The 25,101-nt window shown below is 67.0% G+C and carries 23 protein-coding genes and 1 pseudogene; 8 read left to right on the top strand and 16 right to left on the bottom strand.

Annotated features, from left to right (window positions below; translation table 11 throughout):
- On the top strand, window positions 1-608 hold a 608-nt coding region (locus ACKUB9_RS26780), incomplete at its 5' end, for an aromatic-ring hydroxylase C-terminal domain-containing protein (protein WP_490390955.1).
- Between the two features lie 130 nt (window positions 609-738).
- Window positions 739-2,208, top strand: a complete 1,470-nt coding sequence (locus ACKUB9_RS26775; protein ID WP_407529025.1) for an FAD-dependent monooxygenase — start codon at window positions 739-741, stop codon at window positions 2,206-2,208.
- An 888-nt stretch (window positions 2,209-3,096) separates the two neighbouring features.
- Here the strand turns inward: ACKUB9_RS26775 and ACKUB9_RS26770 are convergent.
- From ACKUB9_RS26770 to ACKUB9_RS26745, 6 genes and pseudogenes are all read right to left on the bottom strand, one after another.
- Window positions 3,097-3,430 (bottom strand): annotated as a pseudogene (locus ACKUB9_RS26770) (IS630 family transposase); the annotation flags it as partial.
- 65 nt (window positions 3,431-3,495) lie between these two features.
- Window positions 3,496-4,404 (bottom strand): fructose bisphosphate aldolase, encoded by a 909-nt coding sequence (locus tag ACKUB9_RS26765; RefSeq protein ID WP_407529023.1) that lies wholly within the window; start codon window positions 4,402-4,404, stop codon window positions 3,496-3,498.
- Between the two features lie 116 nt (window positions 4,405-4,520).
- Window positions 4,521-6,056: a glucose-6-phosphate dehydrogenase gene (gene zwf, locus ACKUB9_RS26760; RefSeq protein WP_407529021.1), complete on the bottom strand. Its 1,536-nt coding sequence runs from the start codon at window positions 6,054-6,056 to the stop codon at window positions 4,521-4,523.
- Window positions 6,053-6,937, bottom strand: coding sequence for a VOC family protein (locus tag ACKUB9_RS26755; protein ID WP_407529018.1), 885 nt, complete (start codon window positions 6,935-6,937; stop codon window positions 6,053-6,055). The genes zwf and ACKUB9_RS26755 overlap by 4 nt, the downstream gene beginning before the upstream one ends.
- Window positions 6,934-7,839, bottom strand: a complete 906-nt coding sequence (locus ACKUB9_RS26750) for an SMP-30/gluconolactonase/LRE family protein (protein ID WP_407529016.1) — start codon at window positions 7,837-7,839, stop codon at window positions 6,934-6,936. The genes ACKUB9_RS26755 and ACKUB9_RS26750 overlap by 4 nt, the downstream gene beginning before the upstream one ends.
- Window positions 7,836-8,312 carry a DoxX family membrane protein gene (locus ACKUB9_RS26745; RefSeq protein ID WP_407529014.1) on the bottom strand — a complete coding sequence of 159 codons (477 nt, stop codon included), beginning with the start codon at window positions 8,310-8,312 and terminating at the stop codon, window positions 7,836-7,838. Before ACKUB9_RS26745 ends, ACKUB9_RS26750 begins: the two co-directional genes overlap by 4 nt.
- A gap of 139 nt (window positions 8,313-8,451) precedes the next feature.
- Here ACKUB9_RS26745 and ACKUB9_RS26740 point away from each other — a divergent pair, with 139 nt between their 5' ends.
- On the top strand, window positions 8,452-10,089 hold the full coding sequence (locus ACKUB9_RS26740) for a GMC oxidoreductase (RefSeq protein ID WP_407529012.1): 1,638 nt from the start codon (window positions 8,452-8,454) through the stop codon (window positions 10,087-10,089).
- Entirely contained in the window at window positions 10,082-10,564 is a 483-nt protein-coding gene (locus ACKUB9_RS26735) for a cupin domain-containing protein (RefSeq protein ID WP_407529010.1), read from the top strand. Before ACKUB9_RS26740 ends, ACKUB9_RS26735 begins: the two co-directional genes overlap by 8 nt.
- Window positions 10,565-10,587: 23 nt before the next feature.
- Here the strand turns inward: ACKUB9_RS26735 and ACKUB9_RS26730 are convergent, their stop codons facing one another.
- The 4 genes from ACKUB9_RS26730 to ACKUB9_RS26715 form a co-directional block, all read right to left on the bottom strand.
- A complete protein-coding gene (locus ACKUB9_RS26730) occupies window positions 10,588-13,311 on the bottom strand; it encodes an MGH1-like glycoside hydrolase domain-containing protein (protein WP_407529008.1) in 2,724 nt (907 codons plus the stop codon).
- A complete protein-coding gene (locus ACKUB9_RS26725) occupies window positions 13,311-15,233 on the bottom strand; it encodes an amylo-alpha-1,6-glucosidase (RefSeq protein ID WP_407529005.1) in 1,923 nt (640 codons plus the stop codon). The genes ACKUB9_RS26730 and ACKUB9_RS26725 overlap by 1 nt, the downstream gene beginning before the upstream one ends.
- Before the next feature lie 642 nt (window positions 15,234-15,875).
- On the bottom strand, window positions 15,876-16,289 hold the full coding sequence (locus tag ACKUB9_RS26720; RefSeq protein WP_407529003.1) for a CopD family protein: 414 nt from the start codon (window positions 16,287-16,289) through the stop codon (window positions 15,876-15,878).
- A complete protein-coding gene (locus tag ACKUB9_RS26715) occupies window positions 16,286-16,690 on the bottom strand; it encodes a DUF3817 domain-containing protein (RefSeq protein ID WP_407529001.1) in 405 nt (134 codons plus the stop codon). The genes ACKUB9_RS26720 and ACKUB9_RS26715 overlap by 4 nt, the downstream gene beginning before the upstream one ends.
- Before the next feature lie 141 nt (window positions 16,691-16,831).
- Here ACKUB9_RS26715 and ACKUB9_RS26710 point away from each other — a divergent pair, with 141 nt between their 5' ends.
- Window positions 16,832-17,788, top strand: a complete 957-nt coding sequence (locus tag ACKUB9_RS26710) for a GlxA family transcriptional regulator (protein ID WP_407528998.1) — start codon at window positions 16,832-16,834, stop codon at window positions 17,786-17,788.
- Between the two features lie 359 nt (window positions 17,789-18,147).
- Here the strand turns inward: ACKUB9_RS26710 and ACKUB9_RS26705 are convergent, their stop codons facing one another.
- The 3 genes from ACKUB9_RS26705 to ACKUB9_RS26695 form a co-directional block, all read right to left on the bottom strand.
- Window positions 18,148-19,104, bottom strand: a complete 957-nt coding sequence (locus ACKUB9_RS26705) for an NAD-dependent epimerase/dehydratase family protein (RefSeq protein ID WP_407528997.1) — start codon at window positions 19,102-19,104, stop codon at window positions 18,148-18,150.
- 110 nt (window positions 19,105-19,214) lie between these two features.
- The gene (locus ACKUB9_RS26700) at window positions 19,215-19,580 is read right to left on the bottom strand and encodes an MmcQ/YjbR family DNA-binding protein (RefSeq protein ID WP_407528996.1); all 366 of its coding nucleotides are present in this window, start codon (window positions 19,578-19,580) and stop codon (window positions 19,215-19,217) included.
- A 29-nt stretch (window positions 19,581-19,609) separates the two neighbouring features.
- Window positions 19,610-19,945 carry a GIY-YIG nuclease family protein gene (locus tag ACKUB9_RS26695; protein WP_407528993.1) on the bottom strand — a complete coding sequence of 112 codons (336 nt, stop codon included), beginning with the start codon at window positions 19,943-19,945 and terminating at the stop codon, window positions 19,610-19,612.
- Between the two features lie 69 nt (window positions 19,946-20,014).
- On the opposite strand from ACKUB9_RS26695, the gene ACKUB9_RS26690 reads away from it, so the two are divergent.
- Window positions 20,015-20,602 carry a DUF2239 family protein gene (locus ACKUB9_RS26690; protein WP_407528991.1) on the top strand — a complete coding sequence of 196 codons (588 nt, stop codon included), beginning with the start codon at window positions 20,015-20,017 and terminating at the stop codon, window positions 20,600-20,602.
- Window positions 20,603-21,071: 469 nt separating this feature from the next.
- Window positions 21,072-21,554, top strand: coding sequence for a MarR family winged helix-turn-helix transcriptional regulator (locus tag ACKUB9_RS26685; protein WP_407528989.1), 483 nt, complete (start codon window positions 21,072-21,074; stop codon window positions 21,552-21,554).
- On the opposite strand, the gene ACKUB9_RS26680 is transcribed toward ACKUB9_RS26685, so the two are convergent.
- Together ACKUB9_RS26680 and ACKUB9_RS26675 are read right to left on the bottom strand one after the other, a co-directional pair.
- Window positions 21,544-22,467, bottom strand: coding sequence for a ketopantoate reductase family protein (locus tag ACKUB9_RS26680; RefSeq protein ID WP_407528987.1), 924 nt, complete (start codon window positions 22,465-22,467; stop codon window positions 21,544-21,546). The two genes, ACKUB9_RS26685 and ACKUB9_RS26680, sit on opposite strands and share 11 nt — an antisense overlap.
- Window positions 22,468-23,065: 598 nt before the next feature.
- Complete coding sequence (locus tag ACKUB9_RS26675) at window positions 23,066-23,614, bottom strand: TetR/AcrR family transcriptional regulator (RefSeq protein WP_407528985.1); 549 nt, start codon at window positions 23,612-23,614, stop codon at window positions 23,066-23,068.
- A 111-nt stretch (window positions 23,615-23,725) separates the two neighbouring features.
- Between ACKUB9_RS26675 and ACKUB9_RS26670 the strand changes: the two genes are divergently transcribed.
- Entirely contained in the window at window positions 23,726-24,514 is a 789-nt protein-coding gene (locus ACKUB9_RS26670) for an SDR family NAD(P)-dependent oxidoreductase (RefSeq protein WP_407528983.1), read from the top strand.
- A 112-nt stretch (window positions 24,515-24,626) separates the two neighbouring features.
- Here ACKUB9_RS26670 and ACKUB9_RS26665 read toward each other — a convergent pair.
- The coding region (locus ACKUB9_RS26665; RefSeq protein WP_407528981.1) for a helix-turn-helix domain-containing protein at window positions 24,627-25,101 on the bottom strand (475 nt) is incomplete at its 5' end.

The raw sequence follows: 25,101 nt of genomic DNA, 5'->3' as shown, positions 1-25,101 counted from the left end.
CCCCCCCGAGCCTGCTCGACAGCTACGACGCCGAGCGCCGTCCGGTCGGCGCGGACGTGGTCGCGCGGACGCGCGCGGCGAGCGAGGGCTACGGGCGCGAGCGGACCGGCACCCCGGATCGCTTGGCCGACACGCAGATCCTGGTCTCCTACCGGGGAACGCCGTGGGTGCGCGACGACGCGGCGTCGCAGGACGGCGGGCCGGCCGCGGGCGACCGGGCTCCCGATGCCGTCGGCCTGATGCGCCAGGGCTGTGGCTTTCCACTACGTCTGTTCGACGTCCTGCGCGGCACGGAGCACGTTCTGATCGTTCACCTGCCGCAGGATGGTGCGCCCGAGACGATCGCGGACCTGTCGCGCTGGGCGCAGCAGCACGCCTCGCACCGACGCGGCTGCCTGCGCGTCGTCGCCGTGACGACCCCGGCCGCTCACCGCGCCGTGCCGGGTGTCGCCCTCCTCGAAGACCCTTCGGGCGCCTTCGCGGCGGCCTACGGCCCGGAGCCGATGAGCTATCTCGTGCGGCCCGACGGTCATCTCGGCTGGCGTGGCCGCTCGTGGCGCGAGGCCGGGCTGCAGGAGCATCTCCAGAGCCTGCTTCTCGCAGCGTGAGCCCGGTGGCCTGCGCCGGGCGGCGGAGCCGTTCCAGCCGCGCAGGCCGACGATCGACCGCATCGAACCCAGCCCCTGCTCCGGATGTCGATCTCGTGCCGCGACACCGGGCCAAACACGAGGACACCCCGTGACGACCATCCTCATCGTCGGCGCCGGCCCGGTGGGCCTCACCCTGGCGGCGGAACTCGCCCGCTACGGGATCGGTGTGCGCCTGATCGACCGCAGCCCGCACGCGACCGAGACCTCGAAGGCGCTCGTGGTCTGGTCGCGCACCCTCGAACTCATGGACCGCATGGGCTGTACCCAGGCCTTCCTGGATGCGGGGCTCCGTGCTCCTGGCGCCTCGATCCGCAGCGGCGGGAAGGTTCTCGGCCAGCCGCGCTTCGACGACATCGCCAGCGCCTACAACTTCGCCCTGATGATCCCGCAGCGGGACACCGAGCGGCTGCTCACCGCCCACCTGCGCTCCTTCGGCGCCGCGGTCGAACGCCAAGTGGAACTGATCGGCTTCACGCAGGCGGACCATCAGGTCGAGGCTCGCCTCCGGCACGCGGACGGACGCGAGGAGCGCGTCGCGACGCCCTGGCTGATTGGCTGCGACGGCGCCCACAGCACGGTGCGCCACGGACTCGGCGTGGCGTTCGGCGGCGCGACACAGGGCGACGATTGGCTGCTGGCCGACGTGCGCCTGGAGGGGGAAGAGGCGCCCCCGCCCGACGAGATCGCCACCTACCTGCACCGGGACGGCCCGTTCGTGGTCTTCCCGATCCCGGGCGGGCGCGCCCGCGTCGTCGCGACACGCGGCCGGACGGACCCGGCGCATCCGCGCCCGGATCCGACGCTCGCGGACGTGCAGGCCCTGGTGGATCAGCGGGCCGGCGGGGGCTTCCGCGTGGCCGATCCGGTCTGGCTGACCAACTTCCGCATCAACGAGCGCAAGGTGGACGAATACCGGCAAGGTCGGATCGTCCTGGCGGGAGACGCGGCGCACATCCACAGCCCGGCCGGGGGCCAGGGCATGAACACCGGGATGCAGGACGCGATCAACCTCGCCTGGAAGCTGGCGATGGTGGCGCGCGGGCAAGCCGCCGTGTCTCTGCTCGATAGCTACAGCCCCGAGCGGACGGCGGTCGGCGACATGGTGCTGCGCAATGCCGGGCGCCTCACCGACATGGCGACGCTGGCGCATCCGGCGGCGCAGGCCGCCCGCAACCTCGCGCTACGCTTCCTGCTCGGTCTCCACGCCGTGCGCGAGCGGATGGCGACGACGATGAGCGAGATCGAGATCGCTTATGCGGGCAGCCCGCTCTCGCGGGGGCCCGGCGCCGGCGCGCGATGGGACCCGCGGCATGATGCCGGCCCGCCGCCCGGGAGCGGGCGCGAGCCGCGCTTCGTGCTCTACGCCGCCGATGCGGCACGCGGGGCCGCGCTGGCGGCGCGCTTCCCCGCGCTCCTGGAGCCCGAGCCGCGGACGCCGCCGGACGGCCGGTCCCTCGTCATCGTCCGGCCGGACGGTTACGTCGGCTTGTCGGTCACGGAAGCGGCGTGGAACGAGGCGGAGCGCTACCTGCACGCTCTCGCAGCCGTTCCGGGTTGAAGCCGCGGACGAATGGCGCAGCCGACCGGCCATCGGGGCGCGGACCGAATTCATACCCCGTTTGCCGCTCACGCAGCAGATCCGACGGCCGCGGCGGGCGCCATGCCAGCGAGCCTCGCCGGCTCGCACCCCATCGCGGGAGCCAGGATCGAGTTCGATGAGACGTCGCGCGACCACGCTCTTCGTGGCGGCCCTGGTGATCGCTGGCGCGGTGGTGTCCGCCACGCTGATCCAACTGCTCTTCAACCTCCTCAGGCTCAGCATCGCGGTCCCCGCGACGGCAGAGGGCCGCCGCGCCGCCTCGGCCCTCACGCAGGTCTTCGCGGCCAGCCACCCGCGCGTTCGCGTCCGGACGGTGCCCGCGCCGGATCTGACGGCGGCCGCGGCCGCGCTCGATGCCGACACAGCCCCGCTCGCCATCGTGCGCAGCGACGCGGCCGGCCAGAACAGCCAGACGCTCGTCATCTTGCGCCGCGACGCCGCCGTGTTCATCGTGCCGCGCGCAGGCCACGTCGACGGCGTGCGAGCTCTGCGCGGGCACACGGTGGGGCTGCTCGACGGACAGCCGCTCGACGGCAAGCTCCTAGACCTGATCCTCCAGCACTACGCCGTGCCGCCAACAGAGGTTCGACGCCGGGTCCTCAGCCTCGATCAGGTGCCCGAGGCCGTCCGGCACCGGCAGGTGGACGCACTCTTCGTGGTCGCACCGGCCACGAGCCGCGCGTGGCTGTCGCTCTACACCGCCCTGCGCAGGGCCGGAGCGGACCGACCGGTCACGATCGAGATCGACGAGGCGGCCGCCATCGCCAAGGAATCCCCGGTCCTCGAGACGATCGACGTCCCCAAGGGCACGTTCCAGGGATCGCTGCCGGCTCCGGGCGATGACGTCAATGCAGTGGCGGGCGAAGAAGCGCGACAGCGCGCTCGTGCTGGTCGCCACGCCCCGCTCGGCCAGGGCCGTGCGCAGTTCATGCTGGCAGATCGTGGGCTGCGCCTCGTAGGTGGCGAGGATCAGGTCGGCGTGCGCCTCGATGGCTCGTGAGCGCTGATCGCCGCCGCGCAGCCGTGGCGCCACCTGGCCCTCCTGTCGCACGCGCCCCGCCTCGCGGCTGGCGCTCGACGCGCTCACCCCGAAGCGGGCGGCCGCTCCGTGACAGGACGCCCCCTCCGCCATGGCCGCGACGACGCGCTCGCGCCGATCGACCGACAGGGCTGACGGCATCGGAAGCCTCCACCGCTCGTCAACGCCTCGCCCCAAAGCATCTTGCAGATCGGCCCGGCGCAGCTCTAGGTACTTTGAAGCTGATACTTGTCCACCGAAGCCGTGTAAATTTGGTCGATTGCTGAGGTGAGCATCGCGTCAAATGCCTCGTCGCTCATGTCAACCGTGAGACCCTCGGTGAGAGCGCGGGAGAAGCTTGCGACTATTCCGTGGTTCACGGCAAGCCTCGCGCAGGCTTCAGCGCGCGTGTACCCACCCGACAAGGCCACCACGCGGGCCACCCGGGGATGACGGACTAACGATGCATAGTGGTCCATGACATCGGGCAAGGTGAGCTTCAACATTACCTGCCGCTGTTCGGGCAGGGCATCAAGCATCCGCACCAACTCGACGAGAAGAATGGCTTCTGCGCCGCTCTTGTCGGGGCTCGCGATCGAGACTTCCGGCTCGATGATCGGCATGAGCCCATGCGAGGCGATCCGCTCAGCCACCTCGAACTGCTGCTTCACGACCGCCGCAATGCCGCGGTCGGATGGCGCGTTGATGAGCGAGCGCATCTTCGTGCCGAACACACCGAGCCGGACAGCGCGCGAGAGGAGCGCGTCCAGGTCCGGCATCGGTTTCATCAGGCTGACCCCATCTACTTGCGGGGCGAGGCCTTTGTCGACCTTGAGGAACGGCACGATCCCACGGTCCTGCCAGAGGAAGGCCGGCACGGGCTTGCCGGCCGCGAAGCCATCCATCGTGCCCTCGAACAGGATGGCGCCCATCACCTTGGCACCCGTGAAGGCGGGCGAGGTCATGATCCGCACCCGCATCGCGTGCATCAGGGCGAACATCTCGCCCTCGTCGGCGTAGGCGCTGTCGGGGATGCCGTACAGGCGCAATGCGCCCGGGGTCGACCCGCCGCTCTGGTCGAGCGCTGCGATGAAGCCGTTCGCTGCGATCCGGGTTGCCATCTCGAGGTCGGACACGGTTCTCACCTCCACGACGGATTGCAATGCCGACTGTTCAAGCGGGCCCGCTGCTTCAAGACCTTTGCCGAAGTGGGGGCCGGTCTTCGCCGCCAGTAGTCCCAAGGGGGGTCAAATCATTCGTCCGAACCGCCCTCCTTCGTTCCGCTCGGGTCAAGCGGCAGCCAAGCATGGTTCTTCCTGGCGAGCAGCGCATCTGCGGCCGCCGGTCCCTCCGAGCCCGATACGTAGAACTCGGGCTCCCCCGCCTGCCAGGCGTCGAGAAGTGGCTGGACCGCCGCCCAGGCGCTTTCGATAGCATCCGCTCGCTGAAACAGCGTCGCGTCGCCCCGCAGGCAATCATAGAGCAGCGTCTCGTAACCGACATTCGGCTTCTGCGGGAAGGCGTCGCGGTAGCGGAACTGCGCATGGACCTGGGCCAGACGCATCTCGGGACCCGGCACCTTGACGGCCAGTGTCGTGTCAGTGCCGTGTTCGGGATCGATCATCAGCCGCATGATGCTCGGGCACGTCGCGCGGTCCTTGAACAAGGAGAGCGGCGACGGCTTGAACGTAACGGCGATCTCGGTTCGGCGGGCCGAAAGGTGCTTGCCGGTGCGCAAGTAGAAGGGCACGCCGCTCCAGCGCCCGTTCTCGATCGCGAGTTCCAGCGCCACGTAGGTTTCGGTGCAGCTGTCGGCGGCGACGTTCGGCTCTTCGCGGTAGCCGCGCACCGCCTCGCCCAACACGCTGCCGGCCGTGTACTGGCCGCGCACCGCATCCCCGGGCGCCACGGGCCGCACGGCCTGGATCAGGCGGGCCTTCTCGCTGCGCACGGCCTCGGCGTCGAGAGCGGCGGGCGGCTCCATCGCGACCATGCAGAGCAGCTGGAACAGGTGGTTCGGCACCATGTCCCTGAGCGCCCCGGTCGGCTCGTAGAAGCCGCCGCGTCCCTCGACACCGACCGTCTCGGCCGCGGTGATCTCCACACAGGCGATGTGATCGCGGTTCCAGACCGGCTCGAACTGCCTGTTGGCGAAGCGGATCGCCTCGATCGACTGCACCGTGTCCTTTCCTAGGAAATGGTCGATCCGGTAGAGCTGGCTCTCGTCCGCGGCGGCGAGGATCTCGCTGTTCAGCGCCTGGGCCGAAGGCAGATCCGCCCCGAACGGCTTCTCGATGACGACGCGCCGGAAGGCGCCCGGCACTTCCTTGAGGAGGCCCGCCTCGCCGAGCTTCGTCACCACTGGGCCGAAGAACCGCGCCGCCACCGCGAGGTAGAACACCACGTTGCCGGAGAGGCGCCGGCCGAGCTCCGCGAAGGTGTCGGGCGAGCCGAAATCAGCCTTCAGGTAGTGCAGGCGCTCGCGCACGAAGCCCCAGGCCGTCTCGTCGATCTTCGGAACATGGAATTCCGCAGTTGCCGCGTGCGTGAAGCTCTCCATCGTCTCCGTCAGGCTCTGCGCCCAGCCCGCATCGTCGAGGTCGAGCCGGTCGAGGCCGAGGATGCCTGTGCCCTCGTTCAGGAGCCCCGCCCCCGCGAGGTTGTAGAGCGCGGGCATCAGCAGGCGTTTCGTCAGGTCGCCGCCGGCCCCGAAGATCACGAGCGTGCAGGCAGGTGCGGGTGCGGTGCCGGAGGCGGAGTCGGCGGTCGGCTTGCAGGAGGCGGTCATGGCGCGGACTCCGGGCTGTGCAGGACGAGGCGGTGGCCGTCCGGGTCGCGCACCAGCGCCCCGCTGCCGGGATCCACGGGCGCGGCGCCGAGATCCGTCAGGACGGCACGGAACGCCGCTGCGTCGGGGAGCGCGAGGACGAGCTGCGTCGCCGCCACGTCCACGTCGGCGCATCCGGTGCAGCGCGTCCCCGGGCCGTAGGCGAGGAGTTCGAGATGCGGAGGCCGCGGGCGGCTGCCGAGGGCCGTGACCTCTACCCTCGCCCCCGGCACCGCGTCGAGCCGCTCCTGCTCGCGACCGGTATTGAGCGAGCCGCCCCGCTGCACGAAGCCAAGTCGTTCGTAGAAGGCGATGCTCGCGGCCGTGTCCATCACGACGATCGCCGAGTGGTCGTAGCCGAGGCAGGTGGCGCCCGGTGGCATCTCAGTCCAGGCCGGAGGCGCGCCGCCGGGCGGAAACTGGAGGAGCTCGAGCGGGTGGCCCTCGGGGTCACGGAACTTGTAGGCCGTCACGCCGCCGGTGTTCGGCGGCAGCACCTGCGGCCCGTCCGAGATCGGGCGGAACCCGCCGACCGCTTCGAGCCGCCTCATCGCCGCCGCCATGTCCGGCACCACGAGGGCGATGTGCTGAAACAGCGTGTCCGCCGCGTCTGTGCCGTCCGGGTAGGGCCGCCCGTGCGGGGTGGTGCCGACGAGCATGAGCTCCTGCGTGCCGAGCCGAAGGGTGACGCTCTCGACGCGCGCCACGCCGAAGAGCGCCGCGAGTCGGGCCGGGTCGTCGCGGGTGGGTACGCGCGCGAAGCCGAAAGCATCGACGTAGAAGTCGGCGAGCCGCTCCGGCTCGCGCGCGATCATCCGCACCGCGGCGAGCCGCGCGCTCACGGCCACTGCACTCCGCGCCGGTTGACGAAAAGCGAATAGAGCGTGCCCGAGCCGCAGATGAACAGCCGGTTCTTGAACGGCCCACCGAAGGTGACATTCGAGACCCGGTGCGGCACGTGAACCACGCCGAGCAACTCGCCTCGCGGGCTGATGCAGTGCACTCCGTCCGCCGCGCTCGACCACAGGTTTCCGTCCTCGTCGACCCGCAAGCCGTCGGCGTAACCCGGCGAGATCGTGTGGAACACCTCACCACTCGAGAGCGAGCGGCCGTCCGCGGAGACCTCGAACACGCGGATATGCTGAACCGGGTTCGGCTGCGACTGGTCGCCGGTCTCCGCGATGTAGAGGCGCCGCTCGTCCGGCGAGAAGACGAGCCCGTTCGGGCCGCCGAAGTCGTCCGCCACGACCCGGATCTCGCCCGTCTCGGGCTCGAACCGGTAGACGGCCGGCGGCTGCTCGGATTCCTGGCGGCCTCCCTCGTAGTCGTTGGCGATGCCGTAGACCGGATCGGTGAACCAGATCGCGCCGTCGGAGGCCACCACCACATCGTTCGGGGAGTTGAGCCGCTTGCCGCCGTGGTGTGTCACGAGAGTGGTGAGCGTACCGTCGTACTCGGTGCGGAACAGGCAGCGCGCCCGGTGCGAGCAGGCGACGAGGCGGCCCTGCCTGTCGCGGGTCTGGCCGTTCGCGTACTCGGAGGGGAAGCGGTAGACCGAGAGGCCGGTCGACTCGCTCCAGCGCATGGTGCGGTTGCGCGGCAGGTCCTGCACCAGCAGGCAGTCGGCGTCACCCATCCAGACCGGGCCTTCGAGCCAGCGGAAGCCTGTGGCGAGTTCTTCGAGCGAGGCGTTGCCCAGAAGATAGGACTCGAAACGCGGGTGCTTGACCGTGTACTCGCTCATCGCACGGGCACCCCCACGCGGTATGGATTCGAGGAGGCGGTCGGATCCGCCAGGAACGCCTCGATGGAATCGGCGGTGGTACCGAACGTGACGAGAAGGAAGCCGGCCGCGAGGGAAAAATTCTTCAGGAAATCCCAGAACAGCTCGCGCGCCTTGCTCGGCCCGGCAACGAAGAAGTCGCCCGGCTGCCAGAATCGCTTCCACAGGAGCGCGGTGGTGCCGCAGTAGCCCGCCATCACGAAGGCCGCGAGCCGATCGGCGATGCCGGTGATGATGCCGAGCGACATCACCACCTCGACGAAGACGCCCACGCAGATCAGGGCGGTGGCAACTCCGCGCGTCGGCGCCACCTCGGCTGCCTGCCCCACTGCACCGCGGAAGTTCAACACCTTGTCGAGGGCGCTGAAGGGCAGGAAGAGGATCACCAGCAGGCAGCGGATACCGGCAGCGATGATGAGGCTCAGCGTCGTCATGCATCCGCCCTGATCCGTTCCCAGCACCCGCGATGCTAGCGCCCGCGGCCGGGGAGGCAAGCGGTGCGGGGCACGTCCGCTCTGTGCGGCGCCGCTTCCGCCCCTAGCTTGAAGGCCAGACCTCGCGCGGGAGGCATCGATGGGCGGCGAGCACTACGACATCATCATCGTCGGCTCCGGGCCGGGCGGGGGCACGATGGCGTGGCGGCTCGCGCAGACGGGCAAACGCATCCTGCTCGTCGAGCGCGGCGACTACCTGCCGCGCACGATCCAGAACTGGGACACCCGCGCCGTCTTCATCGACGCGCTCTACCAAGCCAAGGAGACGTGGCACGGCGCGAACGGGACCGCGTTCCATCCCGGCCTGCATTACTGTGTCGGCGGCAACAGCAAGGTCTACGGTGCGGTGCTGTTCCGCCTGCGCGAGCGGGATTTCCAGGAGATCCGCCACCAGGACGGCATCTCTCCGGCGTGGCCCCTCGGCTACGACGTGTTCGAGCCCTACTATCAGGCGGCAGAGGAGCTCTACCACGTGCACGGCCTGCGCGGCGAAGACCCGACCGAGCCGCCGTCCCGCAAGCCCTACGCCTACCCGCCTCTCGACCACGAGCCGCGCATCCAGCAGCTGTTCGACGGCCTCAAAGGCCTCGGGCACCGGCCTTTCCACCTGCCGGTGGGCATACGCCTCAACGAGCGGGATGCCCGTGCGCTGCCGAACTCGCCCTGTATCCGCTGCGAGGCCTTCGACGGCTATCCCTGCCCGACGAACGGCAAGGCGGATGCGCAGGTGATCTGCGTCGACCCGGCGCTGCGCGACTGCCCCAACCTCACGCTCGCCACGAATGCGTACGTCGAGCGGCTGGTGACCGATGCGGGCGGCGGGAGAGTTACAGGCATCGCCGGCACCCGCGACGGGCAGCCCTTCGAGGCACGGGCCGACCTCATCGTCGTTGCCTGCGGGGCGCTGTCCTCGGCGCTCCTGATGCTGCGCTCGGCCACCGACCGTCACCCGGACGGGCTCGCCAACGGCTCGGGGCTCGTCGGGCGCAACTACGTGCGCCACAACAACTCGATCGTCCTCGCGATCTCACGCACCCCGAATCCGACCCGGTTCCAGAAGACCCTCGGCCTCAACGACTTCTACTTCGGCGATCCGGGCGGGGATTACGTCTTTCCCCTCGGCCACATTCAGATGGTCGGCAAGTCTGATGGGGCGCAGATCGAGGGCGAGGGCCTGCCGCGCTTCCTGCAATGGTTCCCCCAGGCACCGTTCGATTGGTTCGCCAAGCACTCGGTCGATTTCTGGCTCACCTCTGAGGACGTGCCGCTGCCGCAGAACCGAGTCTACTACCGAGGCGGCGAGGTCCACCTCGACCTGACCGAGACCAATCTCGAAGCGCACAAGCGCCTGCGGCGCAAGCTGCAGTCCATGCTCGATCAGGTCGGCATCCACCCGCACCTGATCGACCGCACGCTCTATCTCGGTCAGAACGTGCCGATCGGCGGCACCTCGCACCAAGCCGGCACGCTGCGCTTCGGGGAGGATCCGGCGACCTCCGTGCTGGACCTCACCTGCAAGGCGCACGAGATCGACAATCTCTACGTCACGGATGCCAGTTTCTTCCCGTCGATCGGGGCCGTGAACCCGACGCTGACCATCATCGCGAACGCGTTGCGCGTCGCCGACCACCTGATCGACCGGATGGGCGCGAGCGACGTGATCCCGCCGCCTCGTCTCTTCGATCACACTGACCCGCGGGAGCCCCTCCATGCCTGATACGCTGCCGCCGCTGACCCCCGATCCCGGCAACGACGGGATCGATCCGAACCGGCCACCGGCCGCGCCCTACTACCTGATGTCGACCGGCCCCGACGGGCTCAGCCGCCTCGTCCGGCAGGACCTCACCGGCTTTGAGCTGCAGAGCGTCGGCGGCGGCGCGGCTCCGCAATGGATGCGAGACTTCCCGGGCGAGGTCGAGGCGGTGAAGTTCAACATTCTGCCCAAGGGCTGGGTCGGCGAGTGGCACGAGAGCCCCAGACCTCAGTGGGTGGTCCCGCTCTCAGGTCGCTGGTTCCTCGAGACGCAGTCCGGCCAGCGCGTCGAGATGGGGCCGGGCGACATCCATTTCGGGTGCGACCAGGGCACGAGGGACGGCAAGGGTCACCGCTCCGGCCAGATCGGCGAGACGCCCTGCGTGCAGATCATGATCCAGTTTCGGACTTCGCCATTGTCCGACAAGGGGACGGGCTGATCCTGCGGAGCGCAGGGGATCTGTCAGTTGACAGCTTCTGGCGCGGCCGCCTCGGGCGCACGGGCGGCAGGCACGACGGCATCCCTGGTGTGCAGGCGTGGCTGCAGCAGCAAGGCTACGAGACCCGTCCAGCCGGTCTGGTGTGCGGCGCCGAGCCCGCGTCCGGTGTCGCCGTGGAAGAACTCGTGGAACAGGACGAGATCACGCCAATGCGGGTCGTCCCGCACCAGCGGATCGTTCCCCAGCACGGGACGTCGCCCGTCCGGACCTTGCAAGAACAGGCGTCCCAGACGCCGGGAGAGTTCCGCCGCGACCTCCGAGAGCGACAGGAAGCGGCCCGACCCGGCCGGACACTCCACCCTGAACTCCGAGCCATAGAAGCGTTCGAACTCGTAGAGCGCCTCCACGAGCATGTAGTTGATCGGCATCCAGATCGGGCCGCGCCAGTTCGAATTGCCGCCGAAGACGTTCGAGGTCGATTCGCCGGGCTCGTAATCGACGATGAAGCGTGTGCCGTCGTGAGCGATAACGAAGGGAGCGGCGGCATGCGCCTTCGATACCGAGCGGATCCCATAGTCCGAGAGGAACTCCGCCTCGTCGAGCATGCGACGCAGGAGCGCCTTCATGCGGTGGCGGCGCAGGAGCGAGAGGAGCAGGCGGTTGCCGTGTCCGGGCTCCGTCCAGCGCGAGACCAGCGCGGCGAGATCGGGCCGGTGCGTCAGCATCCAGCGCGTGCGGGCTGCGAAGCCGGGAAAGCGCTCCAGCGTCTCGCTGTCGAGTACCTCGACGGCACAGAGGGGGATCAGACCGACCAGAGACCGCACCCGCAGGGGCACGCAGCTGCCGTTCGGCAGCTTGAGCACGTCGTAGTAGAAGGCGTCCTGCTCGTCCCACAGCCCGATCCCGTCCTCGCCCACGCTGGTCATGGCGCCCGCGATGAACAGGAAATGCTCGAAGAATTTGGTGGCAATATCCTCGTAGACGTGGTTGTCCTGCGCCAGTTCAAGGGCGATGCGCATCAGATTCAGCGTGTACATCGCCATCCAAGCGGTGCCGTCGGCTTGGTTGATGAAGCCGCCGGTCGGCAGCGGCGCAGACCGGTCGAAGACCCCGATATTGTCGAGACCGAGAAAGCCACCCTGGAAAACGTTGCGCCCTTCGGCGTCTTTTCGATTTACCCACCAAGTGAAGTTCAGCATGAGCTTGTGGAACACACGCTCCAAGAAGACCCGGTCGGCGCGGCCGGTGAGCGTGCGGTCCATCTGATACACGCGCCACGCCGCCCAGGCGTGGACGGGCGGGTTCACGTCGCCGAAAGCCCACTCGTAGGCGGGCAGCTGCCCGTTCGGGTGCATGTACCACTCGCGCGTGAGCAGGAGGAGCTGGCTCTTGGCGAAGGCGGGGTCGATGAGAGCGAAGGTCACGCAGTGAAAGGCGAGGTCCCAGGCCGCGTACCAGGGATACTCCCACGTATCCGGCATCGAGATGACGTCCGCGTTGTTCAGGTGCGGCCACTCGCTGTCGCGGCCATGGCGACGGCTCTCGGGCGGACTCGGCTGGGCGGGATCGCCCGATAGCCAGCGGCGGATGTCGAAGTGGTAGAACTGCTTCGACCAGAGCATCCCGGCCAGTGCCTGCCGCTGGACGGCCCGAGCATCCGGACACGTGATGTCGCGCTGGAGCGCGGCGTAGAAGTCGTCCGCTTCCTTCTTGCGCTCGGCCAGCACGGCATCGAAGGCAGCTGCTGCCGGTGCGGCGGCCTCCTCCGCGGCCGCGAAGCGGAACCGAAGGACGATCGATTCGCCCGGGGGGACGCTCACCCGATGGAGCGCCGCACATTTGGTGCCCTCGCCAAGGGGACTCACGGCGTCGCGGCGCCCGCCGATCACGTAGTCGTGGAAGGCGTCCTTGAAGGGGCCGGGCGCCTCAATCCCGTAGAGGCGCCGCATGTTGGTCTCGTTCTCGCAGAAGACGAGCTCCGCCCCCTGGAGTGGCATGAAGCGCATGGTCGGCTGGTGCGGGTGCTCCGCGACGACGGCGCCGCCGGCCACGGCCCGCAGGAGCGGACGCGCGGCGCCTCGCGTCCAGGACCACGTATTGCGCGCCCAGAGCTGCGTCAGGACATGGAGATCCGCAGCCTCCGGTCCACGGTTCTCGATAGTGATCCGCATCAGGATGTCGTCGGGAGCTGCCTTGGCGTATTCGACGCCAACGTCGAAGTAGCGGTGCTCGGCGAATATGCCCGTGTCGGCGAGTTCGTATTCCGGCTGGTTGCGCCCCTTCCGGCGTCCGTTCTCCGCCACGAGATCCGCGTACGGATAGGCAGCCTGCGGATACCTGTAGAGCATCCGCATGTAGGAGTGGGTCGGGGTGCCGTCGAGAAACCAGTAGAGTTCCTTGACGTCCTCGCCGTGGTTGCCTTCGTCGTTGGTGAGCCCGAACATCCGCTCCTTGAGGATGGGATCGCGGCCGTTCCAGAGGGCGAGCCCGAGGCACCAGCGCTGGCGGTCGTCGCTGAACCCGGCGATGCCATCCTCACCCCAGCGGTAGGCGCGCGAGCGGGCATGGTCGTGGGGCAGGTACGACCATGCCGTACCGCCGGGGCTGTAATCTTCCCGCACGGTGCCCCATTGCCGCTCGCTGAGATATGGTCCCCAGCGCCGCCAGCCCTGGCCGTCCGCGGCGAGGAGGCGGTGTCCCTCAGCGGTGGCGAGGAGGTGGGGACCAGCCGCTTCATCATCCATCATCAGCCTCCCTGATCCGGGCTGCCCAGCATCCCTTGGAGCCGCCGCAGTTCCCCGAGCGACCACGCCTGGAAGGGGCATCCGCCGGGCGCGTGCGGAAAGTCTCCATCCGCTACTTCGGAGATGTGGCCGAGCCCGGCCACATCGAGGTGCGTGAGGAGCGGGGCGAGAAAGCGCCTCCGCCCCTCCTCGCGGGCGACTTCGGTCCGACCTCGCACGGCGAGCCACCCATCGACGAAGGAGCCGATCAGCCAGGGCCAGACCGTTCCCTGATGGTAGGCGCCGTCCCGCGCACGCGCGACACCGCGGTACTGCCCGCAATAGCCCGGCTCGTTCGGCGCCAACGAACGGAGCCCGAGTGGAGTCAGAAGGGATGCCTCGACGTGGTCGACGACCCGGCGTGCCGGCGCGCCTGTCAGCACAGCGAAGGGCAGACCGCCGACAGCGAGAATCTGGTTGGGCCTCACGCGGGCATCGACCGCCCCGGGCTCATGGTCGACATCCACCACGTCGTAGAGGCCGCCCTCGGGCGCAGGAAACCGTGCGAGGAAGGCCGATGCAGCCTTGTCCGCCATGGCACGCCATGGTTCCCCCCAGCCGTGCTGAGCGGCGATGCGCAGGCCATTGATCCACAGCGCCTGGACCTCGACCGGCTTGCCGATGCGCGGCGTGATGACCCGGTCCTCGACCTTGGCATCCATCCAGGTGAGCTGCACGCCCCGAACGCCGGCGCGCAGCAGGCCGTCGGCGTCGCACGCGATGCCGTACCGCGTGCCCGAGGTGTAGCCCTCGAGTATGGCGACGCACGCGTCCCGGAGCACATCGCGCCGCACCGGGGCAACGGTCCGGCTCGTCGCGGCACACCGCTCCAGGAATTCGTGCACCGCGACGATGTACCAGAGCGAGGCATCGACCGCGTTGTATTCGGGTGGCGCGTCCCCGTCCGGAAAGCGGTTGGGCAGCATGCCCTCGCTCACTGCCTCGGCCCAGGCGGTGAGGATCAGTTCCGCCTCGTCGAGGAGATCCAGGCCGATCACGAGCCCGCGCATGCTGATGAAGGTGTCGCGGCCCCAATCGGTGAACCAGGGAAATCCTGCGATGAGCGTGCGGCCCTCGCGCCGATCGACGCGGTAAGCCCGGGCCGCGAGATCCAGTGGATCGGCCCTGCGTCGGGTGAGCTCGTCTGCGCGCAAAGCCTCGGCGTAAGCGGCGGGACGGACCGACAGGCCGTCGCCGGTCCGCAGCACCATCACCGCCGGAGCCGCATCGAGGTCGAACGTGAAGATCCCTGGCGAGGCGAGATCCTCCACGCAGTCGAGGCCGCGTGCCTGCTCTGCCGAGTACAGGAAGTTCCGGTACCATTGTGGGTCGTCCCGGTAGCGGCCGTTCGTGAGAGCGGCGACAGCAGGCTGATCCGGATACGGCCGCCAAGCCACGTTGCCACCCTGGACGGTGGCCGTGAATCGGAAGGCCGGATTCTCGTGATGAAGTGCGTGATAGTCCCGGCCGGAGAGAAGGGGACGGACCGTCAGGCGGCACGGGCCAACTCCCGTTTCCTGACGCCAGAAGAGAACAGTCTCGCAGGTATCTGGCGCCACGAACGCCTCGTGTACAAGCCTCGTGCCATCTTGCAGCGCGTAGATCCAGGTGGGCCAGGGCGCCCGCGAGAATGCGACGCAGTGCTGATAGCCGTCCGGATACACCATGCCGGGCGTGTAGCGCTGGCTCGTGATCGGCACCGAGCCCGTCGCAGTCTCGACCCAGGCTTCGAGGCCGTTCACCAGGACGACACGACCGGATGGCGGCCGCGTCGCCGTCAGGAGCAGGGCATGGTAGCGCCGCGTGCGCAAGCCCGACACGGTCCCGGACGCGAAGCCCCCAAGTTCGTCAGCCTCCAACCACTCCTGGTCGTCGCCGTGAAGCATACCGTTCTCCTGCCAGTTTTAGCGGCGATCAACTCTGGGACCGAGCCCCCTGCCCCTTCTCTTACTTCCATGATCGACGGCACGAATGCTTTATGTTCAGGAAAAAATACAAACTTTGCGCGTCGAGACGGGCATGACAAAAGAGAATGCGAGTGCAGATCGGTCGGCTACGCGCCCAACCGTCGCAACGGCCAAGCTGCAGGTCATAGACGTGCCGGAGAGTGGACGAGCCATCTGCGTTCCTCGCGGAGCCAGGAAGTCGACTCTACACCATACCCGACCATTATCTTGTGTCGGCCGAAGCTCTGGTGATAATGGGGATGCGCTGAGGGGCCCTGGTTCTATTCGCCGCTCTTATGCGCCAACAACCTGAGAGCTAGACGCGCTATGCGTAGCTTCGGAAAGGGCAGCTTTCGAGTGGCAAGCGGCCATTCCGACGGCCATCATTGATGGTCCGGAAGTGACTCATAGCCGAACAAGGCAGGCGGAGGCTTTTGACTCAAAGGAAGTACTGGTAGCGCTCCTCCCCCTTTTACTTCGTGCATTCACGCCATCCCATCGAATTTTGATTGTCTGGAAGAGATTCGATGGTCCAGAGCCGAACGGCATGTCAAAACGAATCTCACTTGTTCATCGCTCCACTCAAGATTTGATCACGGCAAGAATGGCTATGGCGATCACTGTCGGGACGACGAGCGCTGATACACGCAGCGGCTTGATGTCATGCCCTGTGGCGAGACGCCGGATCTGGCCTGACTGCAGGCCGTGAATGGCAGACAGCAGGACGACGAGAACCAGCTTCGCCTGGAGCCAGCTGTAGGAGAACCAGCCACCCGAGACCGCAAGCCCGATGCCGAAGGCCCACACGCCCAGCATGGCAGGCACCGTGACCGCTCGATCCCATCGCCTCAGAATCAGCGTCAGTGCAGCGGTTCGGTCAGCCGCTCCCCGTCCTGCGACAAGGATCAGACTACTGGCAACAAGCCCGCCAACGAACAGCAGCGCGCACGCGACGTGCAGCGCCTTCAGCCATGGATAGGCGTCCGCGGGCGTCATCGACTCAGTCTCCGGTCAAGCGGTGCTGCGGCACGGCTGGTGAGGAAATGGGCCGCGAGGAAGCCGGCCATAGGAACGAAGGCTGCCAAGACCAGCCGGCCTGCCTCGCCGCGCGACACGAGGCCGGCGCCGAACGACTGGAGCACCAGCCAGAGGTAGGCGACGAAGGCGAACCCATGGGTCGGGCCGAGGACGCGGACTCCTGCCGGCCACTCGCCCAGGTGTTTCAGCGGGACTGCGACCCCGATGAGCAGTATCAGCGTCGTCGCTTCCGCCACCGCAGCGATCCTGAGCCACCGCAACTGCCTGAGATCGAGTTGTGCACGCTCAACGGTCGGGACGACCTTTTCCGGCTGGCCGGGTCCTTGAAGCCATTCATCCTGCCAACGATCCGTACCCAAGCGTCACCTCCGCGTTCGATGCCGAGATGGCGTACGGGAGGAGATCGGAACAGCGTGAGCGGCGGAAACGACGTCTATCGATCGCTTTCTGCCAATCGCTCACCCCTGTAGGATTGGCGGGAGGCAGAAGGCCGAGGTGGCATGGCTCACGTTGTCGGCGTGCTGGCGTTGCATGGGGTCGTACCATTCGACCTCTCGATCCCCTGTGAAGTTTTCGGCCGAGCCCAAGGCGCCGATGGCGCGCCCTTCTATGAGGTTCGGGTCTGCGGCGAAGTGCCAGAGGTCCATGCGCGACCGTTTGAGTTGCGGGTGCCCTACGAGCTGGACGCGCTCCCTTCGGTCGACACGCTCGTCATCCCCGGCATCGACGATCCAACTGCGACTGTTGCACCTGTCGTGCTGGATGCAATCAGGCAGGCCTGGGCAGCCGGCGCCCGGATCGCATCGATCTGTTCTGGGGCCTTCGTGCTCGCGGCAACCGGTCTGCTGGACGGACGGCGCGCCACTACTCACTGGCTTGGTGCGGGTCACCTCGCCGAACGCTACCCTGCCATCGACGTGGATCCGAACACCCTCTACATCGACGAGGGGCGCATCATCACGTCGGCCGGCGCTTCAGCGGGTTTGGACATGTGCCTGCACCTCGTACGGCGCGACATCGGGCAGACGGCAGCCGCGCATGCCGCTCGGCTTGCGGTCGCTCCGCTCCACCGCGACGGTGGACAAGCTCAGTTCATCCGCCACGAACCGCCCCGCACGAACGTCAGCCTCGCGCCTTTGCTTGACTGGATGCTTGAGAATATCGACCGACCTCTGAACATCGCGGCCATGGCGGCCCGTGCAGGTATGAGCGAGCGTACGTTCGCGCGGCGTTTTCAAGAGCAGACCGGCACCACGCCGCTGCAGTGGTTCCTCACAGCCCGGATCAGGCGTGGGCAGGAACTGCTGGAGAGGAGCGACGCGTCGGTCGACCAAGTGGCGTTGGCCAGCGGCTTCGTATCACCGGTCACGTTCAGATCGAACTTCCGAAAGGTGACCGGGATCAGCCCGGCGGCCTACCGTGCACGGTTCAACGCTGAGCGCCAAACCAGGCGATGAGCGCCAAAGAGCTGGCCAGTTCCGAGATGCCTTTCGCGACGATGCGATGGCAACGATGGGCGCTGAGCCAGAGGACCACTCGCCGGATGAGTGGCAAAGACCGGAAGTAGCGCGCAGCCGTCCAAACGGCGCGCGAACTCCTGAATCTCGATCGGATCTTCCACCGCATGGGATCGAACGTCATAGTGTGAATCAGGCTGAATTGATGCTGTCATATAAGTCGCCGACAGTTGATTATACATAATCAATAGTAACGATAAGATATGTTTAAGCCATTTTACTACGACGCAGTTTTGTTCAATAGCAAGCCGCGCCAATAGGACATGAATTGCGTCCGCTGGTGCGCTTCCCCATTCTGCTCAGGAATACTTCAAGGCAGGTGAAGTGTAGGCTGGATCGTGCGCGAAGGGGAGGGCCGTCTCCTCGCGCAAGGCATGCAACACCGCCGCGAAATCCGTCGCCGCGGTGAAGCCAAGCAGACGCGCGGCGCGCCCCGCATCGTAGACACGGCCGATGCTCTCAGGCAGGTGCCAGCCACGTCGCAGGTAGAGATCCTCGACTTCGGGGAAGTGCGCGCGGATCACCGAGACGGCGTCGCGCTTCAGCATCTCGGCCTCCGCTCGCCGGAACGGGGTCGGCGCCGAGATCGCGAAGGTCTCGAAGCCGAGTGCCGGCGCCCTTTCCAGCGCCAGCACGTGGACGCGCGCCGCATCCTCCACCGCCAGCCGCCGGTGCAGGAACTCGTTGGCCTTCAGGTTCTCTCCAGACAACTGACGGTGGGTGTCGTCCTCCTCGGGAAAAAAGCGGGCCGTGCGCAGGACGATGCAGGACAAGCCGTGCTCCGCCCGCGCGACGCGGCACAGGCCCTCCGCCGCGAGCTTCGTCACGCCGTAGATGTTGCGAGGCGCCAGCGGGCTCGACGCTTCGTCAAGCCAGATCGCGGCGGGGCCGGTCTCGGCGCGGATCTCCCGGCTGATCATCAGCGAGGTCGTTGAGGTCATCACGAAGCGGTCGTGCCCAGCGGCAACCGCCGCCTCCAGCAGGTTCAGGGTGCCGGTTACGTTGACGTCGACGAAGCGCTGGGCCGGATGGCGGGCGATATCCGGCTTGTGCAGGGCGCCCGCGTGGATCACCGCCTCGATCCCATGCGCCGCGAACGTCCGATCCACGAGGCCGCGGTCCTCCACGGAGCCCAGGACCTGCGTCTGCGCGCTTGGCGCCACGTCGAGCCCGGTCACCGCGTGGCCCGCGGCGCGCAGCAGCGGCGCGAGGTGGCGCCCGAGCCAGCCGGACGAGCCTGTGAGAAGAACGCGCATTGGAGAGGCAGGCCTTAGTAGAGGTTCCGGATCGTGAACCAAGTCCATGAAAGTTTCTTGATCGTCTTCGGCGGCGGTTCTGCCGCGGCCGCTGCGCGCTTGCCGTGGGCCTATAGCTGATCATCCAGGCGCCGACCGTGCGTTGCGTCGAACCTGATGACCAGCCGCTTCGGTGCGACGGCTCGCCAGCGGCGTCGCAGGAAGGGCAGCAACGTCGCCGGCTCAAGGACTGCCAGCCGTGCCAGCACGATGGCGTAGCCGTCGTAGTGCGGGGTGACGTGGAAGATGCACGGATTAGTCTCGATCAGCATCTCGCGCTCCTGTATGGGGACGTCCGGCAACACGAGGCTGTCATCCTCGGGCCGGAGCCGGGTCACCAGCTTCCCGCACACCTTCAAGGCCGGCGTACCGTAGGAGGTCGAGACCTCCACCTCCGGCAACCCCTGGCTGAGCGCCACGACATCGTCCCACGTCATGCCCGCGATCTACCGGCCGGCATCCGTCCTCACAAGGCCGAGGCCTGGAGCCTGGAACACCAGAGCGATTGCCGTGTCTTCAGCTCGCTCAGTCGCGCAAATTCCGGGAAATCCTCGCGCAGACGTTCCAGCTCCTCGAACCTGAACTCCCGTTCTCCGTGGGCCAGCCATGCAGCCTGGAGCGACGCGTGCGGGCTGCTTCCCTGACGAACCGCGAACCAAAGGCCGTTACGATGATTGTCCACGTGCAGGCTCCGGCCGACCCAAGCCTCACCCGTGGCCGTGCAGATTACCGCGTAGACGCCCCATGCCGGCTTGCGCTCCTTGTAGGCCGCGATGGCGGCCTTGCGGTCCTGTCGATCCATGACGCATCCCTCTTTATACCCGGATGATATTGACACAGGATTTTGCCCGGGTAAATAAGGGGGATGACGATGATCTTTGAGAACCGCGCGTTCGAGAACAAGCCGAGCGTGATCGCGTTTGCGGGAGCCGCACGGATCGCCGCCGGCAGCTTGAGCGAGGTCGCGGGAGCAGCCCGGCGGACGCTGAACCAGGAGCCGAACGCGACCATCCTGGTGTTCGACCGCAGGAGCGCCGAAGTCGTCGATCTCGACCTTCGCGGCAGCGTGCAGGAGGTGGTCGACCGCTACATTGCTGCAGGGCAGCCTGTGCCGGAAACGCCTACTCCGAAGCGCGGCCGCCCGAAGCTCGGCGTTGTCCCGCGCGAGGTGACGCTGCTTCCCCGTCACTGGGACTGGCTCGCCCGTCAGCCCGGGGGCGCATCCATCACATTGCGCAAGCTCGTCGAGGCCGCCCAGAAGTCGAGCGTCGCTGCGGCGACGGCCCGCGCGGAGGCGGCCTATCGGTTCATGTCGACGATGGCGGGCAACTTGCCCGACTTCGAGGAAGCCGCGCGTGCCTTGTTTGCGGGCGACTTGGAAACGCTCCGGACGTTCGTGTCGCGGTGGCCGCCGGACATCGCGGATGAGGTGATGGTGTATGCCGAGGGAGGGGCCTGACGAGGCTTGCATCGATCCCCTGCGGCCTGCATGTCACCTGATCGGGGAAGCCAGTTCCACGGACCTGCCGTCGCGCCGGGGCAAACTGACTGAGAGCCGGAAAGTCTCCTTCTCTCCCAAGAGCAGACCTTCGGCCAGCGGAGCGTGAAGGTCTGGAAGTGGCGCATAGCCGAATGAGAACTCCTGACCCAAAGCGGTCCCTTGAGGACTGCGTCAGGAATGTCCGGTTTCGGTCGATTTCCGGACACATCTTCCTGACATCCGCAGCTACGCGGAGCGCTCGCGTCAAGCACATCAGCGAGGACGGACTCCCGAGCTGGCAGGGTTGGGTCCTTCTCCCGACATGGCTTTTTTGATGTGCTAGCCGCTCCGGGGAACCCACGGACCTCAATCCATTGCCGTTGCGGGCAATTGCCGTCATTTTCTGGATCAAGCGGTCATGTGACAGCGCCGCGCAGGAGACGCGGGAATGAGTAGTGTGCTGCCGGAGATCTGCAGCTGCTCCGCGGTGCGGCAAGCCGCTCGGCATCTGACACGCCTCTATGACGAGACCCTGGCTCCGACCGGCCTCGGCCTCAACCAGTACTCGATCCTGGCCAAGATCGATCGGCATGGATCATTGCCTATCCAAGACTTGGCGGCTCTCTTGGTCATGGACCGCTCCACGCTCGGTCACCTCGTCCGCCCACTGCAGCAGCGCGGCCTCGTGACAATCCGCCCGTCGGAGGAGGATGGCCGGAAGCGCGTTGTGGCGCTCACGGAACAAGGAGGCGCTCTCCTTAGCTCAGCGAGACCACTCTGGAAGACCACCGAGGATCGATTCCAGGCGAGCTTCGGCGAGGACGCAGCGGCCGAGCTGCGGGCCATGATGCGCGTGGTCACGATGGTCGATCTTTTCTCCGGCGCGAACTCAGCGCCCTCGGAGGCCCTCAAGGTACCCCTCAAGCCTTGACGACTTTGGCTTGGTAGACGGTGAGGTGCGTGTACGCGGCCGCGAGCAGAGGCGTGGCAGTGCCCGCATCTACGCCGTAGCGCACAAGGTCGCCGATGATGTTCTCGACCTCGACGGGCCGTCCCTTCTGCAGATCCCGGTACATCGACGAGGTGAGCGGCGAACCCACCGCGGTGAGCTGATCGCGCGCCGCCGACACGAAAGCCTCCGAAGGGCCGGTGCCGACGGCTCGTACGGTTGCGATGGTCTCGTCGAGCACCCCAAGGGCGAAAGCTGTGCCGCCGGGTGCTGCCTCGATCTCTCCGATGGAGCCGCGCATCATGCAGGTGACGGCTCCGAGAGATGCCAGCAGGATCCACTTTTCCCACATCTCGCGCCGGATCTCGCCGGACAAGCGAAGCCCGAGACCGCCCCCCTGCACGAAGTCGTTCAGCGCCAGAATGCGGGGCGTCGTGCGCCCGTCAAGTTCGCCATAGGCAAGGTCCTGGAGCGGCGTGAGCTGGATCACGCGGCCCTCATCGTCGAGGATGGTGGCGATCTTGAGCGCGCAACCGACCAAGTTCTCAGGCGAGAAGCGCTGCGCCAGGATCTCCATGTGCCGCATGCCGTTCAGCACGGGCAGAATCATCGTCTGCGGTCCGACTGCTGGACGCATATCGTCTAGCGCTGCATCAAGCTGGTAGCCCTTGATCGACAGCAGAATGACGTCGAAGGGAGTCTTTATGATGTCAGCAGTGGCAAGCTGCGGGTCGATGGTTGCGTCCCCGTGCGGGCTCACGATCCTCAGTCCGGTTCGGCGGAGCTGTTCGGCACGCGTAGGGCGGACGAGGAAGGTGACATCGCGACCGGCTTGAGCCAGCCGCCCACCGATGTACCCGCCTGTTGAGCCGGCCCCGACGACGAGCAAGCGCACAACGGCCTCCCTGCTGAGAGTGAGCGGGCTCGCAGCCCGACGCCAGTGCCCGTGACTGGAACGCTTCGCCGTATCAGCAAGGCGCCCACATGGTCCATTTATGGGTAATTGCCCGCAAATATCAACCCCGTTTGATCCTGTAGATGATCGCCTGATCTGCCAGCGGCCGCCTCCTGCCATTCAGCTCGACCGGACGGGCCCCGCTGAGTGTCGCACACAAAGTGTTCAAGGAGAGGCATGGGCGAACGCAGCTAGATTACGAACTAGCAATATTCACATGTCACACACGCTGTCTGTCGATAATTTATTATTCATGATTTCTAATTAATCAGAATATATGCAGTATAATACGTCAAAGAGCATAAATCAGAAAAATTAGAATATCACCTTGCGAAACAAGTTTCATTTAAAGGCTGCCCAATTTCGTCGGACATATACCAATAATCTGGCAAGATATGCGGCGCAAGCGTATTGCCTCCGTACTCAAAGCAGATCTCTCCAAAATGACTTGGCCTGCGACCTTCTCGGCACCCGATCTGCCGCTCGGCAGCGCCGCAGTGGGCCCGGAGCATTTGAAGTCTTGCGCGTGCAGTCCTGCTCAGGATGAAGGGCCACCAAGCCAAGCCCGTGTCTCGCCGAGCACCTCCTCAGAGAGCGCCGGGTCATCGCTCAGGCGAGCCAGAACCAGGGCGCCGACCAGGGCGGACCACTGGCCGATCGCGGCCCGGCGCGCCGCCTCCGGATCCACGTCTCCCGTGCCTTGAGCGAGCCGCTCAATCTGCCGGCGGAGCCCCTCCGTCATCGCCGCGCGGATCTGCGGCGATTGCCGAACCGACTCCGCGCCGAGGGCTGCCACCGGACAACCGCCCGCCCGGTCGTCCCGGTGCGTCGGCGTGAGGTACTGCTCGGCGTAACGGCCCGGATCGAGAGGTGCGACAGGCGGCGCGACCACGAGTTCGGCAAGGGCGGCCGCGATCAGATCGTCCTTGGACCGGAAGTAGCCGTAGAAGCCACCGTGGGTGAGCCCGGCCGCGCGCATCACCTCGGCCACGCTCACGGCGTCGAAGCCGCGCTCGCGGAAGAGGCGGCCGGCGGCCGCCAGGATCCGGCGACGGTTCTCCGCAACCTGCTCTCGAGTGACCTTCACGTGCGCAATCTCACATCCGCAAGCCGGCAACGGCCTTGACCACAAACATGATGATCGTCATGTTTAATTCCACATGATGATCGTCATGTTTGGCAGATGGGACCTCACACCATGAGCGACAAGCCCGCAATCCTGATCACCGGCGCCTCCTCGGGCATCGGCGCCACTTATGCAGACCGCTTCGCCCGCCGTGGGCACGACCTCGTCCTCGTCGCGCGCGATGCCGAGCGGCTCGCAGCGCTCGCTGACCGGTTGCGCGCCGAGACTGGCGTCGTTGTCGACGTCCTCCGCGCCGACCTCACTGCAGAGGCCGGCCTCGTGCAGGTCGAGTCGCGGTTGCGCGAGGATCGGCGCATCGGCGTTCTGGTGAACAATGCCGGCGTGGCCGGGCACGGAGGCTTCCTCGACCAGGATCCGGCTGCGGCCGCCGCGCTCGTCGCGCTCAACGTCACGGCGCCGACGCGGCTCGCGAGTGCCGTCGCGCCGCGCTTCGTGCAGTCGGGGACGGGCACGATCGTGAACATCGGCTCTGTCGTCGGTCTGGCACCCGAGTTCGGCATGGCGGTCTACGGGGCCACCAAAGCCTTCGTGCTGTTCCTGAGCCAGGGGCTGCAACAGGAGCTCGGCCCGAAGGGCATCTACATCCAGGCCGTCCTGCCGGCCGCCACCCGGACGGAGATCTGGAAGCGCTCCGGACGCGACGTGAACGCGCTGCAGGGCGTGATGGAGGTCGGCGAGCTGGTCGACGCGGCGCTCGCAGGTTTCGACCGGCGCGAGAGCGTGACCATCCCGCCGCTGCCCGACGCCGGCCAATGGAGCGCCTTCGAGGCCGCTCGCATCGCAATGGTGCCCAATTTCGCACAGTCCCGCGCTGCCGAGCGGTACCGCGCGTCCGCCTGAGACGCGCTCGGCATTCCGCGATCGCCGGGATGGCGTCCTGCCGGAGCAGGGGCAGGACGCCGTTCTGTGCGCACCTTGATGACAATGCTCCATGATCTTCATCCGGCCAAGGTCAATCGGCGGCTTCTGCCTGCTGAACGTCCCCTTGCCTCACGTTGCGGTCAGAGCGTCGAGTTGCTCGGTACCGGCCAGGTGATACATCGTGATGCCGTTGGAATAGCTTGGAGAACGCCGCCGCGGTTTCGTAACCGACTTGGCTGGCAATGCGTGCGATGGGATCATCGCTGGTTTCCAGCAGGAATGCCGCTTCCGCCATCCGGCGTTTGATCACATAACGGTGCATGGATTGACCGACGAGCTTGGTGAAGCGCGCCGAAAAGGCCGAGCGGCCGAGCCCCACGCGGCGGCCAAGGTCGCTCAGGGTCCAGGGTCGCTCCGGTTGTGCGTGAATCAGCTTGAGCGCTGGTCCGATATGCGGGTCAGATATGGCTCCGAGCCAGCCGCCTTGTCCGGGACTGATACCAAGTCTCGCTGAGCCCGACTCACGCTGGGTGGCGGTGCGGAAGGGGCTGTGATTCTGTCCTCGG

Source organism: Methylobacterium oryzisoli, from assembly GCF_046557895.1.
Taxonomy (GTDB): Bacteria; Pseudomonadota; Alphaproteobacteria; order Rhizobiales; family Beijerinckiaceae; genus Methylobacterium; species Methylobacterium oryzisoli.
Note: the sequence above shows the minus strand (reverse complement) of the source record. Positions and strands in the feature narration are given on the sequence as shown.

Excerpts from the sequence above, each read along its gene's own strand:
- ACKUB9_RS26690 (WP_407528991.1), top strand. The coding sequence starts at position 20,015 with ATGATCTTTGAGAACCGCGCGTTCGAGAACAAGCCGAGCGTGATCGCG.
- ACKUB9_RS26720 (WP_407529003.1), bottom strand. The coding sequence starts at position 16,289 with ATGACGCCCGCGGACGCCTATCCATGGCTGAAGGCGCTGCACGTCGCG.
- ACKUB9_RS26735 (WP_407529010.1), top strand. The coding sequence starts at position 10,082 with ATGCCTGATACGCTGCCGCCGCTGACCCCCGATCCCGGCAACGACGGG.
- zwf (WP_407529021.1), bottom strand. The coding sequence starts at position 6,056 with ATGACCGCCTCCTGCAAGCCGACCGCCGACTCCGCCTCCGGCACCGCA.
- ACKUB9_RS26730 (WP_407529008.1), bottom strand. The coding sequence starts at position 13,311 with ATGATGGATGATGAAGCGGCTGGTCCCCACCTCCTCGCCACCGCTGAG.
- ACKUB9_RS26700 (WP_407528996.1), bottom strand. The coding sequence starts at position 19,580 with ATGACGTGGGACGATGTCGTGGCGCTCAGCCAGGGGTTGCCGGAGGTG.
- ACKUB9_RS26685 (WP_407528989.1), top strand. The coding sequence starts at position 21,072 with ATGAGTAGTGTGCTGCCGGAGATCTGCAGCTGCTCCGCGGTGCGGCAA.
- ACKUB9_RS26740 (WP_407529012.1), top strand. The coding sequence starts at position 8,452 with ATGGGCGGCGAGCACTACGACATCATCATCGTCGGCTCCGGGCCGGGC.
- ACKUB9_RS26695 (WP_407528993.1), bottom strand. The coding sequence starts at position 19,945 with ATGGATCGACAGGACCGCAAGGCCGCCATCGCGGCCTACAAGGAGCGC.
- ACKUB9_RS26725 (WP_407529005.1), bottom strand. The coding sequence starts at position 15,233 with ATGCTTCACGGCGACGACCAGGAGTGGTTGGAGGCTGACGAACTTGGG.
- ACKUB9_RS26705 (WP_407528997.1), bottom strand. The coding sequence starts at position 19,104 with ATGCGCGTTCTTCTCACAGGCTCGTCCGGCTGGCTCGGGCGCCACCTC.
- ACKUB9_RS26750 (WP_407529016.1), bottom strand. The coding sequence starts at position 7,839 with ATGAGCGAGTACACGGTCAAGCACCCGCGTTTCGAGTCCTATCTTCTG.
- ACKUB9_RS26710 (WP_407528998.1), top strand. The coding sequence starts at position 16,832 with ATGGCTCACGTTGTCGGCGTGCTGGCGTTGCATGGGGTCGTACCATTC.
- ACKUB9_RS26670 (WP_407528983.1), top strand. The coding sequence starts at position 23,726 with ATGAGCGACAAGCCCGCAATCCTGATCACCGGCGCCTCCTCGGGCATC.
- ACKUB9_RS26745 (WP_407529014.1), bottom strand. The coding sequence starts at position 8,312 with ATGACGACGCTGAGCCTCATCATCGCTGCCGGTATCCGCTGCCTGCTG.